This is a genomic window from Stenotrophomonas veracruzanensis, from assembly GCF_032911525.1.
GTDB lineage: Bacteria > Pseudomonadota > Gammaproteobacteria > Xanthomonadales > Xanthomonadaceae > Stenotrophomonas > Stenotrophomonas africana.
Genome location: NZ_JAWJTI010000023.1, coordinates 21,712 through 38,674, shown reverse-complemented (window position 1 = coordinate 38,674; position 16,963 = coordinate 21,712). Strand labels below are relative to the sequence as shown.

The window sequence follows — 16,963 nt, the reverse complement described above, 5'->3', positions numbered from 1 at the left end:
CAGCCCCCCATGGCCACCGAAACCATCGAAAACGTCGCCCACGACGACACCCCCAACCGCGAGATCCACGAGCAGCTCGGCCGCAAGTATTCGGCCGGCTTCATCACCGAGATCGAATCGGACTCCCTGCCGCCGGGCCTGGACGAGGACACCATCCGTGCCCTGTCGGCCAAGAAGGAAGAGCCGGAGTGGATGACGCAGTGGCGCCTGGACGCCTACCGCCACTTCCTGACCATGCCGATGCCGGACTGGGCCAAGCTGGAGATCGCGCCGATCGACCTGCAGGCGCTCAGCTACTACTCCGCGCCGAAGGGCCCGAAGTACGCCTCGCTGGATGACGTGCCGAAGGAACTTCTGGACACCTACGACAAGCTGGGCGTGCCGCTGCACGAGCGTGCCAAGCTGGCCGGCGTGGCGGTGGACGCGGTGTTCGACTCGGTGTCCGTCGGCACCACGTTCCGCAAGGAACTGGCCGAGAAGGGCATCATTTTCTGCTCGATGTCCGAGGCCATCAAGGAACACCCGGAACTGGTCCGCCAGTACCTGGGCACCGTGGTGCCGGTGGGCGACAACTACTTCGCCGCGCTCAACTCGGCGGTGTTCTCCGATGGCAGCTTCGTGTTCATTCCCAAAGGCGTTCGCTGCCCGATGGAACTGAGCACCTACTTCCGCATCAATGCCGGCCACACCGGCCAGTTCGAGCGCACCCTGATCGTGTGCGAGGACAAGGCTTACGTGTCCTACCTGGAAGGCTGCACCGCGCCGATGCGCGACGAGAACCAGCTGCACGCTGCGGTGGTCGAGCTGGTCGCGCTGGAAGATGCGGAGATCAAGTACTCCACCGTGCAGAACTGGTACCCGGGCGACGAGAACGGCGTCGGCGGCATCTACAACTTCGTCACCAAGCGTGCCGAGTGCCGTGGTGCGCGCAGCAAGGTCACCTGGACCCAGGTCGAAACCGGCTCGGCGATCACCTGGAAGTACCCGTCCTGCGTGCTGCTGGGCGACGACTCGGTCGGTGAGTTCCACTCCGTGGCGCTGACCCATCACCGCCAGCAGGCCGACACCGGCACCAAGATGATCCACGTCGGCAAGCGCACCAAGAGCAAGATCGTCAGCAAGGGGATCAGCGCCGGCCGCGGCCAGAACACCTACCGCGGCCTGGTGCGTGTGGACCGCAATGCCGATGGCGCGCGCAACTACACCCAGTGTGATTCCCTGCTGATCGGCAAGCAGTGCGGCGCGCACACCTTCCCCTACATCGAGGTGAAGAACCCGGGCGCCACCGTCGAGCACGAGGCCACCACCTCGAAGATTTCCGACGACCAGCTGTTCTACTGCCGCGCCCGTGGCATCAGCCAGGAAGACGCGGTGTCGATGATCGTCGACGGCTTCTGCAAGCAGGTGTTCCGCGAACTGCCGATGGAGTTCGCGGTGGAAGCCAAGAAGCTGCTGGAAGTCTCGCTGGAAGGTTCGGTGGGCTGACCGCCCGCCCCTGCCCCTCGCAAACGCATTCTCTTTACCGGCGGGCCGCGGCCCGCCCCACGGAAACCCCCACCATGCTGAAGATCGAAAACCTCCACGCCCGCATCGGCGACAAGGAAATCCTCAAGGGCCTGTCGCTGGACGTCCAGCCGGGCCAGGTGCACGCCATCATGGGCCCGAACGGCGCCGGCAAGTCCACCCTGGGCAATGTCCTGGCCGGCCGCGACGGCTACGAAGTGACCGAAGGCAGCGTGCAGTTCGACGGCGTCGACCTGCTGGAGCAGGACCCGGAAGCGCGCGCCGCCGCCGGCCTGTTCCTGGCGTTCCAGTACCCGGTGGAAATCCCGGGCGTGAACAACACCTACTTCCTGCGCGCGGCACTGAACGCCCAGCGCAAGGCGCGCGGTGAGGAAGAACTCGATTCCATGCAGTTCCTCAAGCTGGTGCGCCAGAAGCTGGCCGTGCTGCACCTGAAGGACGAACTGCTGCACCGTGGCGTCAACGAAGGCTTCTCCGGTGGCGAGAAGAAGCGCAACGAGATCTTCCAGCTGGCCGTGCTGGAACCGAAGCTGGCGATCCTGGACGAAACCGACTCGGGCCTGGACATCGATGCGCTGAAGAGCGTGGCCGATGGTGTCAACGCACTGCGCGCCGCCGATCGCTCGTTCCTGGTCATCACCCACTACCAGCGCCTGCTGGACTACATCAAGCCGGACGTGGTGCACGTGCTGGCCGATGGCCGCATCGTCAAGAGTGGCGGCCCGGAGCTGGCACTGGAACTGGAAGCGCACGGCTATGATTTCCTGAAGGACCGGGTTGTGCCCGAGGCGGCGGTCTGATGAGCGCCCTGCTTGATTCGATGGCCCAGGCCTTCTGCGGCAGCGATGCGCGCCGCGAAGTGCTGGATGCAGCCCTGCGCGACGGCCTGCCGGCCGCCCGCAACGAGGCCTGGAAGTACACCTCGCTGCGCCAGCTGGAACGCCGTGCGTTCGCGGCTGCACCACTGCAGGGCCCGGCGCTGGATGCCGCGCTGCTGGAGGACATCCCGGCACCGCGCCTGGTGTTCGTCAACGGCCGCCTGGATGCCGCGCTGAGCGACGTGCAGGCGCTGCCGGCCGGCGTGCAGCTGCAGCCGCTGTCGGCCGCACTGGCCGCCGGCGAAGACGCCGTGCGTTTCCTTGGCCGCCGCTACGAGCACAGCGAGGAGATCTTCGCCCGCCTGAATGCCGCGCTGGCCGATGAAGGCGTGGTGCTGCGCGTGGATGAAGGCGTACAGGTCGACGTGCCGCTGCAGCTGGTATTCGCCAGCGTCGCCAGCGACACCGATCTGGCCTGGCACCACCGTCACCTGATCGAACTGCGTGCCGGCACCAGCCTGGGCGTGGTCGAGCACCGCTTCAGCGTGGGTGACTCCGCCCACCTGGACAACACCGTGCTGCATGCCCACGTCGCCCGTGATGCCGTGCTCAAGCACGCCCGCGTGCAGGCCGGCAGCGCGCGCCAGACCAGCTTCCTGCGCACCGACGCCGTGCTGGCGCGCGACGCGCAGTACCACCGCGTCGACCTGGAACTGGGCGCCGCGCTCAGCCGCCATGAACTGAACGTGCGCCTGGAAGGCGACAATGCCCAGCTGACCGCCAACGGCGTGCTGCTTGGCAATGGCCGCCGCCACGTCGCAACCCGCCTGGGCATCGACCACATCGCACGCGATACCTCCTGCGAACTGCTGTGGCGCGGCGTCGCCGCCAACCGCAGCCGCGTGGTGTTCCATGGTGGCATCCAGATCCGCGAAGGCGCCGATGGCACCGACGCGAACCTGTCCAACAAGAACCTGCTGCTGTCGGCCGATGCCGAGATCGACACCCAGCCGACGCTGGTGATCGACGCCGATGAAGTGAAGGCCGCACACGGTGCGACTGTCGGCCAGCTCGACGCCAATGCGCTGTTCTACCTGCGCTCGCGCGGCCTGCCGCAGGCACAGGCGCAGGCTCTGCTGAGCGCCGCGTTCTGCCACGAGCCGCTGAAGGTCCTGCCGGACGCGCTGCGTGCGCAGCTGGCACGTCGCCTGGACAAGGCCCTCGCCGAGGCGGGTGTGGCATGAACCTGTCCACGCCGCGACCGATCGAAGAACGCGCCGGCGCCCCCGACTGGGACCGCGTCCGCCTCGACTTCCCGCTGCTGATGCGTGAAGTGCATGGCAAGCCGCTGGTCTATTTCGACAATGCCAACACCGGCCAGAAGCCGGTGCAGGTGATCGGCGCGGTGGACGAGTTCTACCGCCGCTACAACGCCAACGTCAGCCGTGCGGTGCATGCACTGGGCAGCGAGGCCACCGATGCCTACGAAGGCGCACGCAACAAGCTGGCGCGCTTCCTCAACGTGCGGCCCAGCGACCTGGTGCTGTGCAGTGGCACCACCTTCGCCATCAACCTGGTGGCCTACTCGTGGGCGCTGCCGCGACTGAAGGCTGGTGACGTGATCCTGATCACGCGCATGGAGCACCACGCCAACATCGTGCCGTGGCAGCTGGTCGCGCAGCGTACCGGCGCCACCATCCGCGTAGCCGAGATCACCCCTGATGGCGCGCTGGACCTGGATGCGCTGCGCGCGGCGATGACCCCGGAAGTCAAGCTGCTGGCGGTCACCCATGTCTCCAACGTGCTGGGTACGGTCAATCCGGTGCGCGAGATCTGCCGTGAAGCGCGCAAGCGCGGCATCATCACCGTGGTCGATGGCTCGCAGGCCGTACCGCACCGCAAGGTCGACGTCGCCGCGATAGGCTGCGATTTCTACGCCATCACCGGCCACAAGATGTGCGGCCCGACCGGCACCGGCGCACTGTGGGCGCGCCGCGAGCATCTGGATGCGATGCCGCCGTTCCTCGGCGGCGGCGAGATGATCAAGGAAGTCAGCTTCGACGGCACCGTGTTCAACGATGCCCCGCACAAGTTCGAAGCCGGCACCCCGAACATCGCCGGTTTCATCGGCCTGGGTGTGGCTGCCGACTACCTGCAGCAGCTTGGCCAGGAGAACGTGGAAGCCCGCGAAGCCGAACTGCTGGCGCACTTCACCGAAGAGCTGCGCCGCGTCGACGGCCTGCGCATCATCGGCGAAGCGCCGGAGAAGGCTGCGGTGGTCTCTTTCCTGATCGATGGCGCGCATGCGCACGACCTGGCGACCCTGCTCGACCTGGAAGGCGTGGCCGTGCGCTCTGGCCAGCACTGCGCGCATCCGCTGCTGCAGTACTTCGGCGTCGCGGCTACCTGCCGAGCTTCGCTGGCGTTCTACAACACGCATGCCGAGATCGAGCGGTTCATGACGGCATTGACGAAGGTGCGAAAGCTGCTGGGCTGAGGATTCGCCAGAATCGGGGAAGTATGAGAGCGCCGCAGGAAACTGCGGCGTTTTTTTATTGCGCGCTGGACGAAAGCAAGCAGAGGTGTAACCGAGAAACGCTGAGCGATGCCAGGAACGGGCAATCTCACCGTAATGCCGATCCATCCACCATCAACGACCTTGAGGCACCGTCCCCTACATGCCAACAAGCATGGATACCCCGGAGGCAATCAAGAAGACGTACATCATCACGACGCCCCTCAACACCCACCGTTCCCCCTGATGGAGCGTCTGCCCTTTGGAAGTAAGGGCAAGCACTGCAATACCGCGCAAGCACCTAAGCCACCAATCAACCTTGATGATTCCGACTGCAGCGAGTACTTCCGGCCGTTCACGCTCGATTTTAAGCAACATCCTGTGAGCCGCAAATGCGTTTATCCACATGGCACCTAGAATGGAGGCAGAGCAGACAGGATAGCTCTCAATAATGACTGTCACTTAGCCCCCACCTGAAGAAAAATGTGAGCTTCATTCAACTTTAATTACCACCCCATACCGACGGGAACGAACAACTCTCTCGAGAACACCCTTGATCACTGATAACCCAGTTCAGCGACGACAGCCTTGCAGCTCGAATCCAAATCAACGTGAAATGATTTAAGCTCTTCTGATGGCAACCTGCCCTTGTCGTCACGATGCATTACTGCATACCCCCGAAGCGCCCCCCCCTTACCCTCCGGAACAATGTCGTAGAGATCTCTGCCCCACCCCCGCGAGGCCTTCACGTAGTCAGCTATTACCGACATACATGCATCAACATGCCCGCCCTCATTTACCTCTCGCGCCGAACAACCCGCAGTTGCGACAAGGCACAGCATTGAACCAAGCGTCAGCCTATAAATTATCATCAGCGACCTCCCGGAATGGGGATGAACTCATAACCCTCATGCCCCCGAATCATACCGGGGACTCCCTGCTGTAACTGATAGTCGTAGTCATACCCGTTTGTACCAGGGAAATAACCCTCTGCTCTGGTATTTGGATGCGTATGAAAATATCCCTTTACTATACATCCGCATTCGAATTCAGAAGGCTTTCTAGTGGACTCCATTGACATTCTGTCCCTGGTTCCCGCGGGCGACCTTACCAACTCATGGCCTTCCTCTCCCACAAACTGGACGACCCATCCGCCGTTCTCTCGCTTCAGAGACCCAGACTCCCCCCTGCGAACGGCCGGGGCGAACGGGTTCGAATCATTCCAAGCGCTCTCCATCTGTCCCTTTACTTTAGGATCTCGGGTCCATTCAGGATCGGATGCCCGCGGCTCTCGCCCATAGCTTCCATTCGAACCTGATGCAGCATTCGCAGCTCCCAGAGTTCCCATACGGCTCCCTGGAGCGACCATCCCATTCTTTATTTTGCTTCCCACCACTGCGGATCTCCTCTGGCTTTTCTCTTCAGGCGCACGCCCGTCCGGGTCCACAAATCTGTAGGGGCTATTGTTACCGTAGAAGTAGCGTCCAAACATTGAGCTCGATGCGGAAATTGGGTCCACACTAAGAAACACACCCAGCCCCGAGTCGTAATACCGCTGCTGCATGTAACTCAGCCCGGTCCCCGAGTCCGTCACATGCCCCGTATATCCCGGCCCATCCTTCAACGGCCGATTCACCACCGCCCCATACGGCTCATACACCGTACGCTCGATGACGTTTCCGCTGGCATCGGTGATCGCCACCGGTGAACCCAGTGCATCAGTGTGGATGTACTCGACGACTTCCTGTGCGACCGCCGGAGCCACACAGGCTGCCAGCGCCCCCACCGCGAGTACCGCCCGAATCAACAGCAAAGAGAGTCCATTCATGGCTTAGTCCCAGCTCAGTACGCCGCGGGTGACCGGCCGTTCGGCCGACCACGGTGAGCAACCACCTGCGTTGCAGGCACGCACGCGATACTCATGCGCGCAGTATGTCCCGCCACTGTCGTTCACGTAGGTCAGGGGGCCCGTGTACAGACGCTGGCCACCGCCACCGCTTTCGAGCTGATACTCCGTTGCATCTGCCACCGGGCTCCACCCGGCAGAACACTGGACCTGATAAGGCGGCCTGCGTGTCGTCAGCCACTCTGCCAGATAAAGGCTCGTCGCCCCCGGCGGCAACACCACCGCAACAGTCACGACTCCGGAGTACGGACTGCACCCAGCGAAGTTGCACGCCCTTACACGATAGGCGTAGCTGCCCTTGCCACGGCTGGCACCAAAGCTGTTCCCGCCGCCGTTATGCACCACCGTCCAGCCACCACCATTGGCACTCTCCTCCAGCACGAAGCTCTCGCTGTTGGCCGGCACCGACCAGCTCAGGCTGTACTGCGGCACGTTCACCAGGCCCGGCGCACTGATCACCGGCTCGATCGTCGGCGGCCCGATCACCGCTACCGTCGACGTAGCCGACCACGGTCCGCAGCCCGCGCCATTGCAGGCGGCAACCCGATAGTCATAGTTGCCCACACCGCGTGCAGCGGTGGCATAGGAACCCGCGTTGCCGTCGAACAGCGTGACCCATCCGCCACCATTACTGCTCTCCTGCAAGGTGTAACGCGTGGCACCAGCCACCCCGTTCCAGCCAATGCCGATACTGCCCGGCGCAGAGCGTGCCGGCGCAGAGAGACCTGGCGCAGTGGCAGGCGGATACACCACCGTCACCGCAGCCGTGGCGCTGTATCCCGTGCACCCCACCGGGTTACATGCGCGAACCCGGTAGTTGTAGCTTCCCGCTGCCTTGCCACTGAAGGCCTTGGACTGACCGATGGCGTTGTGCACCTGGACCCAAGCGCCGCCATTGGCGCTTTCCTCCAGCTCATAGCGCTCGGCACCGGAGGCCGCAGACCATGCCACGCTGTAACTGCCATTGAAGGCCGTGGCAGGCAGGTTCAAGGTCGGTACGGTGGATGGCGCCAATGCCACGGCCACTGATGCGACATTGCTCCATCCGCCGCACACCGTCCTGCAACCGCGCACGCGGAACTGATAGGTTCCCGTGACCAGACCGGTGCTGGTGAACGATTGCGCCGCGCCATCGAAGACCGTACTCCAGGTGCCTGCAAGGGCACGCTGCAACTCATAGCGGTTGGCACCACCGGCCGGGCTCCAGGTCAGGTTCACGCTGCCCTGGGTGATGTAGCCCGGCGCACTCAGCGCGGGAACGCTGGGTGCGGCTTCACCATGCACCTGGGAGACCAGGCTGCCTGACAGATAGAGATAGTCGGTCTGCTTGCCGGTGCGTTCGTTACGCTGGAATCGCAGCACGCCGCCGTTGTCGTAGAACGAGTAGATTGCCCCCTTGCCACTGGCCCCGGCCTTCACCCGGCGACCGTGGGCGTCGTACTCGTAGCTCTCCGCCGTCCCCGCCGCGCGCAGCCGGTTGCCGTAGTCAAACGTGAAAGCTTGACCATTGCGCACCGAAAGATTGCCCTGCACGTCATAGCCAAGACCGGTCACGGTCGCCCCGGTTCCGGTTTCGATCACGTTGACCAGCCGATTGGTCGGATCGAAGTAGTGCGTACGATCGCGACTGCCGACCTTGGCACGGCGCAGGTTGTCCAGCGCGTCGTACTCATACAACGCGTTGCCGAAGCCCGGCGCAGTGACCGTCCGCAACCGGTCCAGGCCGTCATAGGTCATGTCCCGGTTGCCGGGCGCCCCGGGCAGGCCATCGGAAATGGCCATCACGTTGCCGCCGGCATCGTAGTCGTAGCTGTCATCCAGCACTGCGGCCGCTGCGGTGGCATCGCGGCTGCGGTCGGGCAGCCCTCGGGCATTCTGGGTCAACGTGTGCACGATCCCGTTGCCATAGACGAAGCGGGCCAACGCGCCGTTGGCGAAGTAACTGGCCTCCTTTGCATAGCCGCCGACCGTCGTCGCCCGACCCAGTGCATCCGGCGCATAGCTGACGACACGCCCACCCGGATAGGTATTGCTGGCCAGTGTCCCGTTGGCATCGTAACCATAGGCCAGGCTCAGGCTTCCCAGATCCGGATGCTGCAGGGTTTCGCCGCTGAGCAGGCGGCGGCGGTTGTACTGGTAGCGGTTGACGACCATCGGCCGGGCCGGATCGTTCTGCGTACTGATCTCGGCAGGCAGACCATCAGGTGCGTAGGACCAGTTCTGATTTCCGCGCCCATCCGGGAAGATCAGGGTCGACAAGCGGTTGGCGGCGTCGTAACTACGCTTCACCGCACGTCCACTGGCCAGCGCTTCACTGCGGTTGCAGTCGGTGGTGCTGGTCAAACCCGTGCCGGCCGCCGACCACAGCACGTTGCCTGCCGCGTCGTAATCCTGCACGGTCGCGCCGGTTTCCGGTTCGATGGTCTTGCACAGCTGCTGGTAGCCGTCATAGACGTAGCGGCGGGTCAGCGACTGGCTGCCGTCTGCACTGCGGCGGGTGATCGCCAGCGGCTTGCCCAACGTGTCTCGCTGGATCTCGGTCACCACGCCTTCCGGGTGCTGCAGCGTCAGCGGCATCTCATAGCTGGGCTGGTCGTAGGCAAGATGCCGTGTCGTCGTCGCCTGGCCGCGCGGGTTGGTCACTTTCACCGACAGATTGCCCACGTACTCGGTGCGGGTAACCAGTGCCCCCAGCTCGGACGATTGACTGACCACGGTGGGGCGGCCCAACGCGTCGTACTGCGTCGTGGTGCCGGCCAGGGCAGCATTGATATCGGAGAGCTGCCGCGTGGGATACGAGGCAAACACGGTCTTGCCACTGGTGTCGTAGCGGGTCACCACGGCACTGTCGAGCACGTTGTTGGCGTTTTCGGTTACCAGCACCGGGCGGAACATCGCATCCAGGTAGGTATCGGTGCGCCGCCCGCCCTGCGTGCGTGAGTGCTTCCATGCCCCGGCGGGCACGCCCAGTTGCGCGCCACCCAGGCGCTGCAGGTCCATGGTTACGCCATTCCAGTTCACGCTGTCGCCGCCAGGGAACTGCTGGCTGCGCAGCCTGCCCATGCTGTCGTAGCTGAAGCTGGTGGTTGCGCCGGTTTCGTCGGTCAGCGAGGTGATCCAACCGTTGTCGTCGACGACAACCGTGCGCATCGCACCATTGGGCGCTTCGGGCGTGGCCGGCATGCGGAGCTGCTGCGGAACACCACGCTTCCATCCCGACAGATGGCTGGTATTTCCACGGCCATCGGCCACCGATGCAACCGTGCCGTCGGCTGCGTAGGTCACCTGCTGGGCCAGGCGGCCAAATGCGTAGGCGCGCAGCGGCAGCGCTTTGGCCGTATCGAATTCGGTGCGGGACTGCTCGATGCCGTTGAGCACACTGCGCGCCGTCTGGCCGTTCACCCATAGCGCGGGATTGTCGTAGTAGCTGGTACTGCTGGTGCGACTCTGTCCAGCGGAATTCGCTTCGACGACGGAAACTTCGCGGACGAAGGCATCAAAGGCCTGCACCGTACGGGTGAACTGCACGCCGTCCTGATTGATGATCGTGCTCTGCACTGGGCGGTTCAGATGCTCTCCCAGCTCCGTGGCCCCGTACTTGAGATTCCGACCCGCCTCGCGCGGGAACGGTGCGCTGGCAAGCTGCGCGTCCGGGTAGTAGTTACTGCGCTCGGTTCGAACCACCGCGCCACCAGAGCTGGTTGTCGTCGACAGCAGCAGACCGTCGTTATAGCCAACTTCCTTTCCGAATTCGTATGTCCGGATCGTGCCATCCGGCAGGGTTTCAATCGTTATCTTGGGCTCTGCCTGCCCCACCGGGATCGCCGGCCACCCAGCCTGGTCGACTCTCCTGTCGTACTCCCACCCCAGATTGGTGTACTGATAGCTCCACTCCGCCGTGGGCATCCCCGGGCCACTTATCCGCTTTGCCACCAGCGACATCGCGTCCCGATAGATGGGTGTGAGATTCCATCCGTCGGCCAGCAACTGGTCGTCCCCGGAAGTCTGGCAGTTGAACGGAACATTCTTGCGGCCATGCCGGAAGGGTCGGAACACGAAGGTTCCTACCGCGCCTGATGGGTGCGTGATGGAGGCTGCAACCTCGGTCTGCACAATCTTGTTCGTCTTCGCGCAAAGAGCCGGGACCTCCATATAGGCCCAGACGTCCTGCCCGGTGTACTCCTGGTACTTCTTCGTCACATTGACAGGCGGCAGGTTGTAGCTCCACGCCGTCCCGTCCGGCAGCGTCACCGACTGCAACACACCGGCCGGGGTGTAGCCATAGGTCCAGGTTCGACCCGCTGCCGTCGCCGTTGCGATACGGCCCAGGGAGTCATAGGCAAGGCTGATGCTGCGCCCATCGTTGGCAACGATTCGATCCAGCCGCCCGCCGCTCCATTCGTAGCGGACCCAGTTGCCGAAACGATCGACAACCTGTGATGGATAAAGGAAGACCTTTTTCCGTTTCAGCGTGGCATGGGTGATGGTGTCGTAGGGCTGGAGAACGGCAGACTCGTTCTCGCGCGCCACCATCCAGTCGAAGTAGTACTTAGTTCCGTCTGGCGCGTGGCCCAGGAAACCCTCGCCCGGCTGGCCGCTCTTGAGTGCACTGAGGCAGGAGAAGAACCATCCCCCTTTTGTGTTCCAGGGCGTTGGCGTGCCAACCTGGGGCGTTGGCTGGCGCGCGTCCCCGCTGCCCGCCAGGACGGTTTCACCGCCTCCGCCCGGCAATGAAAGCCTCACCCCCTCCCAATAGGTGTACGGAGCAAAACTGATGGTCTGGGTATGCTTGTAATTCCAGACATCCAGCGACGGGGGTGCGGAAACTGTCGAGCAACGGGCACTTGGCGTCCAATGCCCGCCGATCGCGGTTTCGGGCTGGTCTCCGTAGATGCCTGAAAGCGATGGGATGTCGAGATCCCAGTTTCCATATTCCTTGTCATTTGCACTGCCGCTGACATCCCCGTAACTGCGGCTGAGCGATACCGCGAGCCCACCGTTGCCCGGAATCGAAATATCCGTGGCCTTGAAACTAATCGAGCCGTCATAGAGATTGACCTGCTCGCCGAAGATCTCGCCCTTCAGCGGTTCGACAAGGTCCCCGTACTTCAGCCGCTTGTCGTACTCCTGGCGCCAGGTGGGAACGATCTGCGCGGAAACGCCGACCGGTGCCAGCACGCACAGGGCAACGACACCCAGAAGCAGACACTTGGCGGCCATTGCGGCGCGCGGATGAGAAATGAGGCCAGACTGCATGCAGATCCTCCCTGGATCGACGTCCCTGTGTGCCCCACCCGCGCCGAACGGCAGTTGGCCCTCGACTAGGCGGCACCCACTCCGGCAGACAGCCACGCGTTGCATCACGGTGGGCGGGTGCTGGCTGCAGTTATGAACGAAACATGAAGGCGGCGTCAACAGGATGTAGTCGACACACTCTGCAAAGCCCCCCATCCCGCGACCTCCCGCGCCCCTCCCCGCTCCACCTAGAATGTCCCCATGACCACCCTGACCTACCGGGCCGCCACGCCGGCCGACATCCCCGCCCTGATCGCCCTGGTCACCTCGGCTTACCGTGGTGACGCCAGCCGCGTTGGCTGGACCACTGAAGCCGACCTGCTGGACGGCGCCCGCATCGACGCCGAAGGCATCCAGGCTGACCTGGACCGCCCGCGCTCCACCATCCTGCTGGCCGAGCGCGGGAACCAGCTGGTGGCCTGCGCCCACGTTGCCGATGTCGATGGCAAGGGCTACTTCGGCATGTTCTCGGTCGACCCGGCCCAACAGGGCGGCGGTGTCGGCAAGCAGATGATGGAGGCTGCCGAAGCGCATGCCGCGCGCGAATGGAGCGTGCCGGTGATGCAGATGACGGTGATCGACGTGCGCGACGAGCTGATCGCCTTCTACGAGCGCCGCGGCTACCAGCGCACCGGCATCAAGAAGCCGTTCCCTTATGGCGACGAACGCTTCGGCATTCCCAAGCGCGACGACCTGCGCTTCGAGATCCTGGAAAAGCCGCTGGCCGGAGCCGCCGCGTGAGCGAGGCCTGGACCTTTGTCTGTGCCGGCAGCGAGCTGCTGCCGGGTGAAATGAAGAGCGTGTTCGACGATGTGACCGGCACACCGATCGTGGTGTTCAACCTCGATGGCGAGCTGTATGCCCTGGAAGACCAGTGCACGCATGAGGAGTTTGAGCTGTCCTCGGGCGAGTTCAACACGACCGAAGGCAGCGTGGAGTGCGTGCTGCATGGGGCGCGCTTCGACGTGCGAGACGGCCGCGCCCTGTGTGCCCCGGCCTACAGCCCTGTGCCCAAGTTTCCGGTGAAGCGCGAGCACGACGCTGTCTGGACCCGCGACGACCGGGATTGAGGCGGCGCTCCGCCCTGAGGGATCACCCACGGGGTGCCCCGCGAGAGAGCATCCACCCATGGGGTGGATCTACTGGAGTGCACTGAGGGGCCTTCCGGGGCCCTTCCGGACCATCCGGACCGCCTGCCGGATTGCGCATATGCGAATCATTATCGTTGATGTTATTCTACGTAACATCTTCGTAACGACTCCGCCTCCGCGCCATGGCTTCGCCCGCGCCCATCGCCACGCTGCGCCAGCTCGCCCGTCAAGGGTGGCCGCTGCTCGTGGCCGCGCTGCTGACGCTGCTGCTGGGCTGGTCGGCCTTGCACGAAGGGCGTGCCAGCGATCCGGCCGCACACGGCTGGCAGGCACACGCTGAAGATCTGCAGCAGGTCATGCCGATGCCGGCGCCGCCGGCGGACGAGTGCCCGCACCATGCCGCGCCCGCACCAGAGCCGCCGCTGGATAGCGAGGGCACCACGCCCTGCACCGGACGGGCTCCCCCGCGCGCCCCCCTGGTCGCGCATATCCCGTTGTGGCGCTCCGACGCCCTGCGCTGGCAGCTGCACGATCCCGCACTGCGGTTGAACCCCGGCCACGCGCCGCCCGCACCGCACGCCAGCTGAGGCCCTCTGCGGCCGTTGCCGTGCGCCTGATTGCGTTTCCTGCCAGCCGAGCATCGGCTCGGCTCTACAGAAGAAGCCCTCCACGCGTCGACGCGCTGCCTGCGCTTCGGCCCTCGCCCTTTCCCGATCCACGCCACTACCCACCGCCATGACCCACATCACGTCCCGCAAGCACGCCCCGCGCGTTTCCCTGCTCGCTACCGCCACCCTGGCCGCCGGTTTCGCACCGCTGGTCGCACAGGCCGCCGACAGCGCCGACGCCGGCTCCCGCAACGCCACCGAGCTGGACAAGGTGCAGGTGCGCGGCAGCTGGTTCAATCCGTCCTCGCCGAAGTTCACCGCCGAGCTGCTGGACACCCCGAAGTCGGTATCGATCGTGTCGGAAAAGTTGATCGCCGAAACCGGTGCGACCAACCTGCAGGATGCGCTGCGCATGGTCCCGGGTATCACCTTCGGTGCCGGCGAAGGCGGCAACCCGACCGGCGACCGCCCGTTCATCCGTGGCTTCGATTCGCAGAGCAACGTCTTCGTCGACGGCCTGCGCGACGTCGGCTCGCAGACCCGCGAGATCTTCGACCTGGAGCAGGTGGAAGTGGTCAAGGGCCCGAGCTCGGCCTACGGTGGCCGTGACTCCGGTGGTGGCAGCCTGAACCTGGTGAGCAAGACGCCGAAGCTGAAGAACGAGACCAGCGCCAGCATGGGCATCGGCACCGACAGCTACGCGCGCGGCACCGTGGACGCCAACTACGTGCTGGGCGATGGCATCGCGGCCCGCCTGAACCTGATGAAGCACGAGTCGGACATCGCCGGCCGCGACGCTGCCAATGTCAGCCGTTGGGGCATCGCGCCGTCGATCGCGTTCGGCCTGAACGGCCCGGCGCAGCTGATCGCCAGCCACTACCACATGCAGAGCGATGACCTGCCGGACGCGGGTGGTTTCCCGTACGGCAATCCGAACGGTGCGCCGGCCTCGAAGTGGGTCGACGGCCGCCCGATGGTGCCGGACCGCAACAACTACTACGGTCTGGTCGACCGTGACTTCCAGCGCACCCGCGCCGACATCAGCACCCTGGACGCCAGCTACGATTTCGGCGGCCACAAGCTGCGGAACATCGCGCGCCTGGGCAACACCAGCAACGACTACCTGTGGACCCAGCCGGACGACAGCCAGGGCAACCCGAACAATTACGGCACCTTGTGGCGCCGCACCAACAGCCGCGCCGTCGACGTCAAGAGCTTCGCCGACCAGCTGGGCCTGACCGGCGCCTTCCAGACCGGTGCGCTCAAGCACAGCTACAGCGCGGGCGTCGAGTACAGCGACGAGAAGATGACCCGTGGCAGCTACCTGATGACCCCGGGCACGAGCAACCCGCTCACCGGCAACAGCAAGTGCCCGACCACCGGCGCAGCCACCGGCTACAACTGCACCGATTTCGCCAATCCGAACCCGCGCGATCCGTGGGCGGCCACCCATTCGGTATACCGCAGCGACAAGGCACTGGATGTCGAGCAGCGCACCAAGACCACCTCTGCTTATGTGTTCGACACCATCGAGCTCAATGAGCAGTGGATGGTCAACCTTGGCCTGCGCTACGACGACTTCCGCACCACCCTGACCACCCCGGTGGCCGGTGCGGCACCGACCCGCGTGCGCAACAGCAACGACTTCCTGAACTACCAGGCCGGCGTGGTGTTCAAGCCGGCCGCCAACGGCAGCATCTACCTGTCGTGGGGCACCTCTTCGACCCCGCCGGGCATGGATGGTGGCGACGGTTCGGACGGCCTGAGCGCCGCCGTGGCCGACCTCAAGCCGCAGGATACGAAGAACCTCGAACTCGGCACCAAGTGGGACCTGCTGGACAACCGCCTGAACCTGACCGCGGCGATCTTCCACACCGTGATGAACAACGCACGCGTGACCATCGACAACGGCACCAGCCAGAACGCGGGCAAGAAGGAAATCAACGGCTTCGAGCTGGGCTTCACCGGCCAGCTGACCGATGCCTGGAGCCTGTACGGCGGCTACACCTACCTGGATTCGGAACTGAAGGACAACGGTTTCGTCTGCGCCGTCTCCGGCCGCACCTGCCCGAGCGGTATCTACGTGCCGTCGCCGAACAACGGCAATGTGTTCCCGAACACCGCCAAGCACAGCGCCAACCTGTGGACCACCTACCGCTTCCCGATCGGCCTGACCCTCGGCGCCGGTGCGTTCTACTCGGACAAGCAGTACGGTGACGTCGCCAACACCAAGTGGATCGCCAGCTACACCCGCTTCGACGCGATGGCCAGCTACGCGATCCAGGACAACATCAGCCTGCAGCTCAACGTGCAGAACCTGACCGACAAGACCTACTTCACCAAGGCCTATGCCTCGCACTACGCGAGCATCGCCCCGGGTCGCTCGGCTACCCTGGCACTGAACGTGAAGTTCTGATGTAACTGCGCTCCACCACGGCGGCAGGCTCTCCTGCCGCCGTTTTTGTTTCCGGCGATACTCACCCCATGGCAACCCGTACCCCCATCGACAGCGATGCTCTGGCCGAGCTGCTGCAGCACGACCCGCAGGCTGCCTTCGCGCGCGTGCGCGACGCTGCGCAGGCCGGACAGGTCGAGGCACAACTGCTGCTCGCGCAGATGCACATGGAAGGCAAAGGCACCGCACAGGACGCCTCGGCGGCACGGCTCTGGTATGAAACCGCCGCCAACAACGGCGCGCCGATGGCGATGAACATGCTTGGCCGCTGCCACGAACTGGGTCAGGGCACCGCGCCCGACCCGACACTCGCCGCAGTGTGGTACCGGCGCGCGGCCGACACCGGGCTGGATTGGGGCCTGTACAACCTGGCCAACCTGCTGGCCACCGGCCGCGGCGTGACCCAGGACCGCGCGCAGGCACTGGCCCTGTACACCCGTGCCGCACACCTGGGCCATGCCAAATCGATGAACCTGCTGGCCCGCCACCTCGAAGACGGCCTGGAGATCGAGCGCGATCCGCAGGCCGCCCTGGGCTGGTACCAGCGCGCGGCCGAGGCCGGTGATTTCCGCGGCCAGGCCAACTACGCCTCGATCCTGCTGCAGGCCGGCCAGGTCGAGCAGGCCGTGCACTGGCTGCAGCTGGCGCTGGCCAATGGCAGCCCGACATTCATGGCACACATCGTGCCGGAGCTGGCCGCATCGCCGCATCCACAGGTGCGCGCCCTGGTCGCGCCGCCGTCCCTCTGAGG

Annotated in this window: 11 protein-coding genes; 9 read left to right on the top strand and 2 right to left on the bottom strand. The window is 64.7% G+C overall.

What is annotated here, in order from left to right:
* The first annotated feature begins 9 nt into the window (after nucleotides 1-9).
* The 4 genes from sufB (at nucleotide 10) to R1H25_RS14090 (ending at nucleotide 4,839) form a co-directional block, all read left to right on the top strand.
* Nucleotides 10-1,485, top strand: coding sequence for a Fe-S cluster assembly protein SufB (sufB, locus tag R1H25_RS14105; RefSeq protein ID WP_043396952.1), 1,476 nt, complete (start codon nucleotides 10-12; stop codon nucleotides 1,483-1,485).
* 74 nt (nucleotides 1,486-1,559) lie between these two features.
* Nucleotides 1,560-2,324 carry a Fe-S cluster assembly ATPase SufC gene (sufC, locus tag R1H25_RS14100; protein WP_019337095.1) on the top strand — a complete coding sequence of 255 codons (765 nt, stop codon included), beginning with the start codon at nucleotides 1,560-1,562 and terminating at the stop codon, nucleotides 2,322-2,324.
* Complete coding sequence (gene sufD, locus R1H25_RS14095; RefSeq protein ID WP_317223888.1) at nucleotides 2,324-3,586, top strand: Fe-S cluster assembly protein SufD; 1,263 nt, start codon at nucleotides 2,324-2,326, stop codon at nucleotides 3,584-3,586. The genes sufC and sufD overlap by 1 nt, the downstream gene beginning before the upstream one ends.
* Entirely contained in the window at nucleotides 3,583-4,839 is a 1,257-nt protein-coding gene (locus R1H25_RS14090) for a cysteine desulfurase (RefSeq protein WP_121503983.1), read from the top strand. Before sufD ends, R1H25_RS14090 begins: the two co-directional genes overlap by 4 nt.
* A gap of 889 nt (nucleotides 4,840-5,728) precedes the next feature.
* Here R1H25_RS14090 and R1H25_RS14085 read toward each other — a convergent pair.
* Complete coding sequence (locus R1H25_RS14085) at nucleotides 5,729-6,685, bottom strand: RHS repeat-associated core domain-containing protein (RefSeq protein ID WP_317223887.1); 957 nt, start codon at nucleotides 6,683-6,685, stop codon at nucleotides 5,729-5,731.
* Nucleotides 6,686-6,688: 3 nt separating this feature from the next.
* Nucleotides 6,689-12,019 (bottom strand): wall-associated protein, encoded by a 5,331-nt coding sequence (locus R1H25_RS14080; protein ID WP_317223886.1) that lies wholly within the window; start codon nucleotides 12,017-12,019, stop codon nucleotides 6,689-6,691.
* A 240-nt stretch (nucleotides 12,020-12,259) separates the two neighbouring features.
* Between R1H25_RS14080 and R1H25_RS14075 the strand changes: the two genes are divergently transcribed.
* The 5 genes from R1H25_RS14075 to R1H25_RS14055 all read left to right on the top strand — a co-directional run bounded on the left by R1H25_RS14075 (nucleotide 12,260) and on the right by R1H25_RS14055 (nucleotide 16,961).
* Nucleotides 12,260-12,799, top strand: coding sequence for a GNAT family N-acetyltransferase (locus R1H25_RS14075; protein ID WP_088479814.1), 540 nt, complete (start codon nucleotides 12,260-12,262; stop codon nucleotides 12,797-12,799).
* Nucleotides 12,796-13,128, top strand: coding sequence for a non-heme iron oxygenase ferredoxin subunit (locus R1H25_RS14070; protein WP_088479813.1), 333 nt, complete (start codon nucleotides 12,796-12,798; stop codon nucleotides 13,126-13,128). The genes R1H25_RS14075 and R1H25_RS14070 overlap by 4 nt, the downstream gene beginning before the upstream one ends.
* 203 nt (nucleotides 13,129-13,331) lie before the next feature.
* A complete protein-coding gene (locus tag R1H25_RS14065; RefSeq protein WP_317223885.1) occupies nucleotides 13,332-13,736 on the top strand; it encodes a hypothetical protein in 405 nt (134 codons plus the stop codon).
* A 148-nt stretch (nucleotides 13,737-13,884) separates the two neighbouring features.
* Nucleotides 13,885-16,173, top strand: a complete 2,289-nt coding sequence (locus tag R1H25_RS14060) for a TonB-dependent siderophore receptor (protein WP_049447539.1) — start codon at nucleotides 13,885-13,887, stop codon at nucleotides 16,171-16,173.
* A 68-nt stretch (nucleotides 16,174-16,241) separates the two neighbouring features.
* Nucleotides 16,242-16,961 (top strand): tetratricopeptide repeat protein, encoded by a 720-nt coding sequence (locus tag R1H25_RS14055; protein WP_088479811.1) that lies wholly within the window; start codon nucleotides 16,242-16,244, stop codon nucleotides 16,959-16,961.
* The last annotated feature ends 2 nt before the right edge of the window (nucleotides 16,962-16,963 follow it).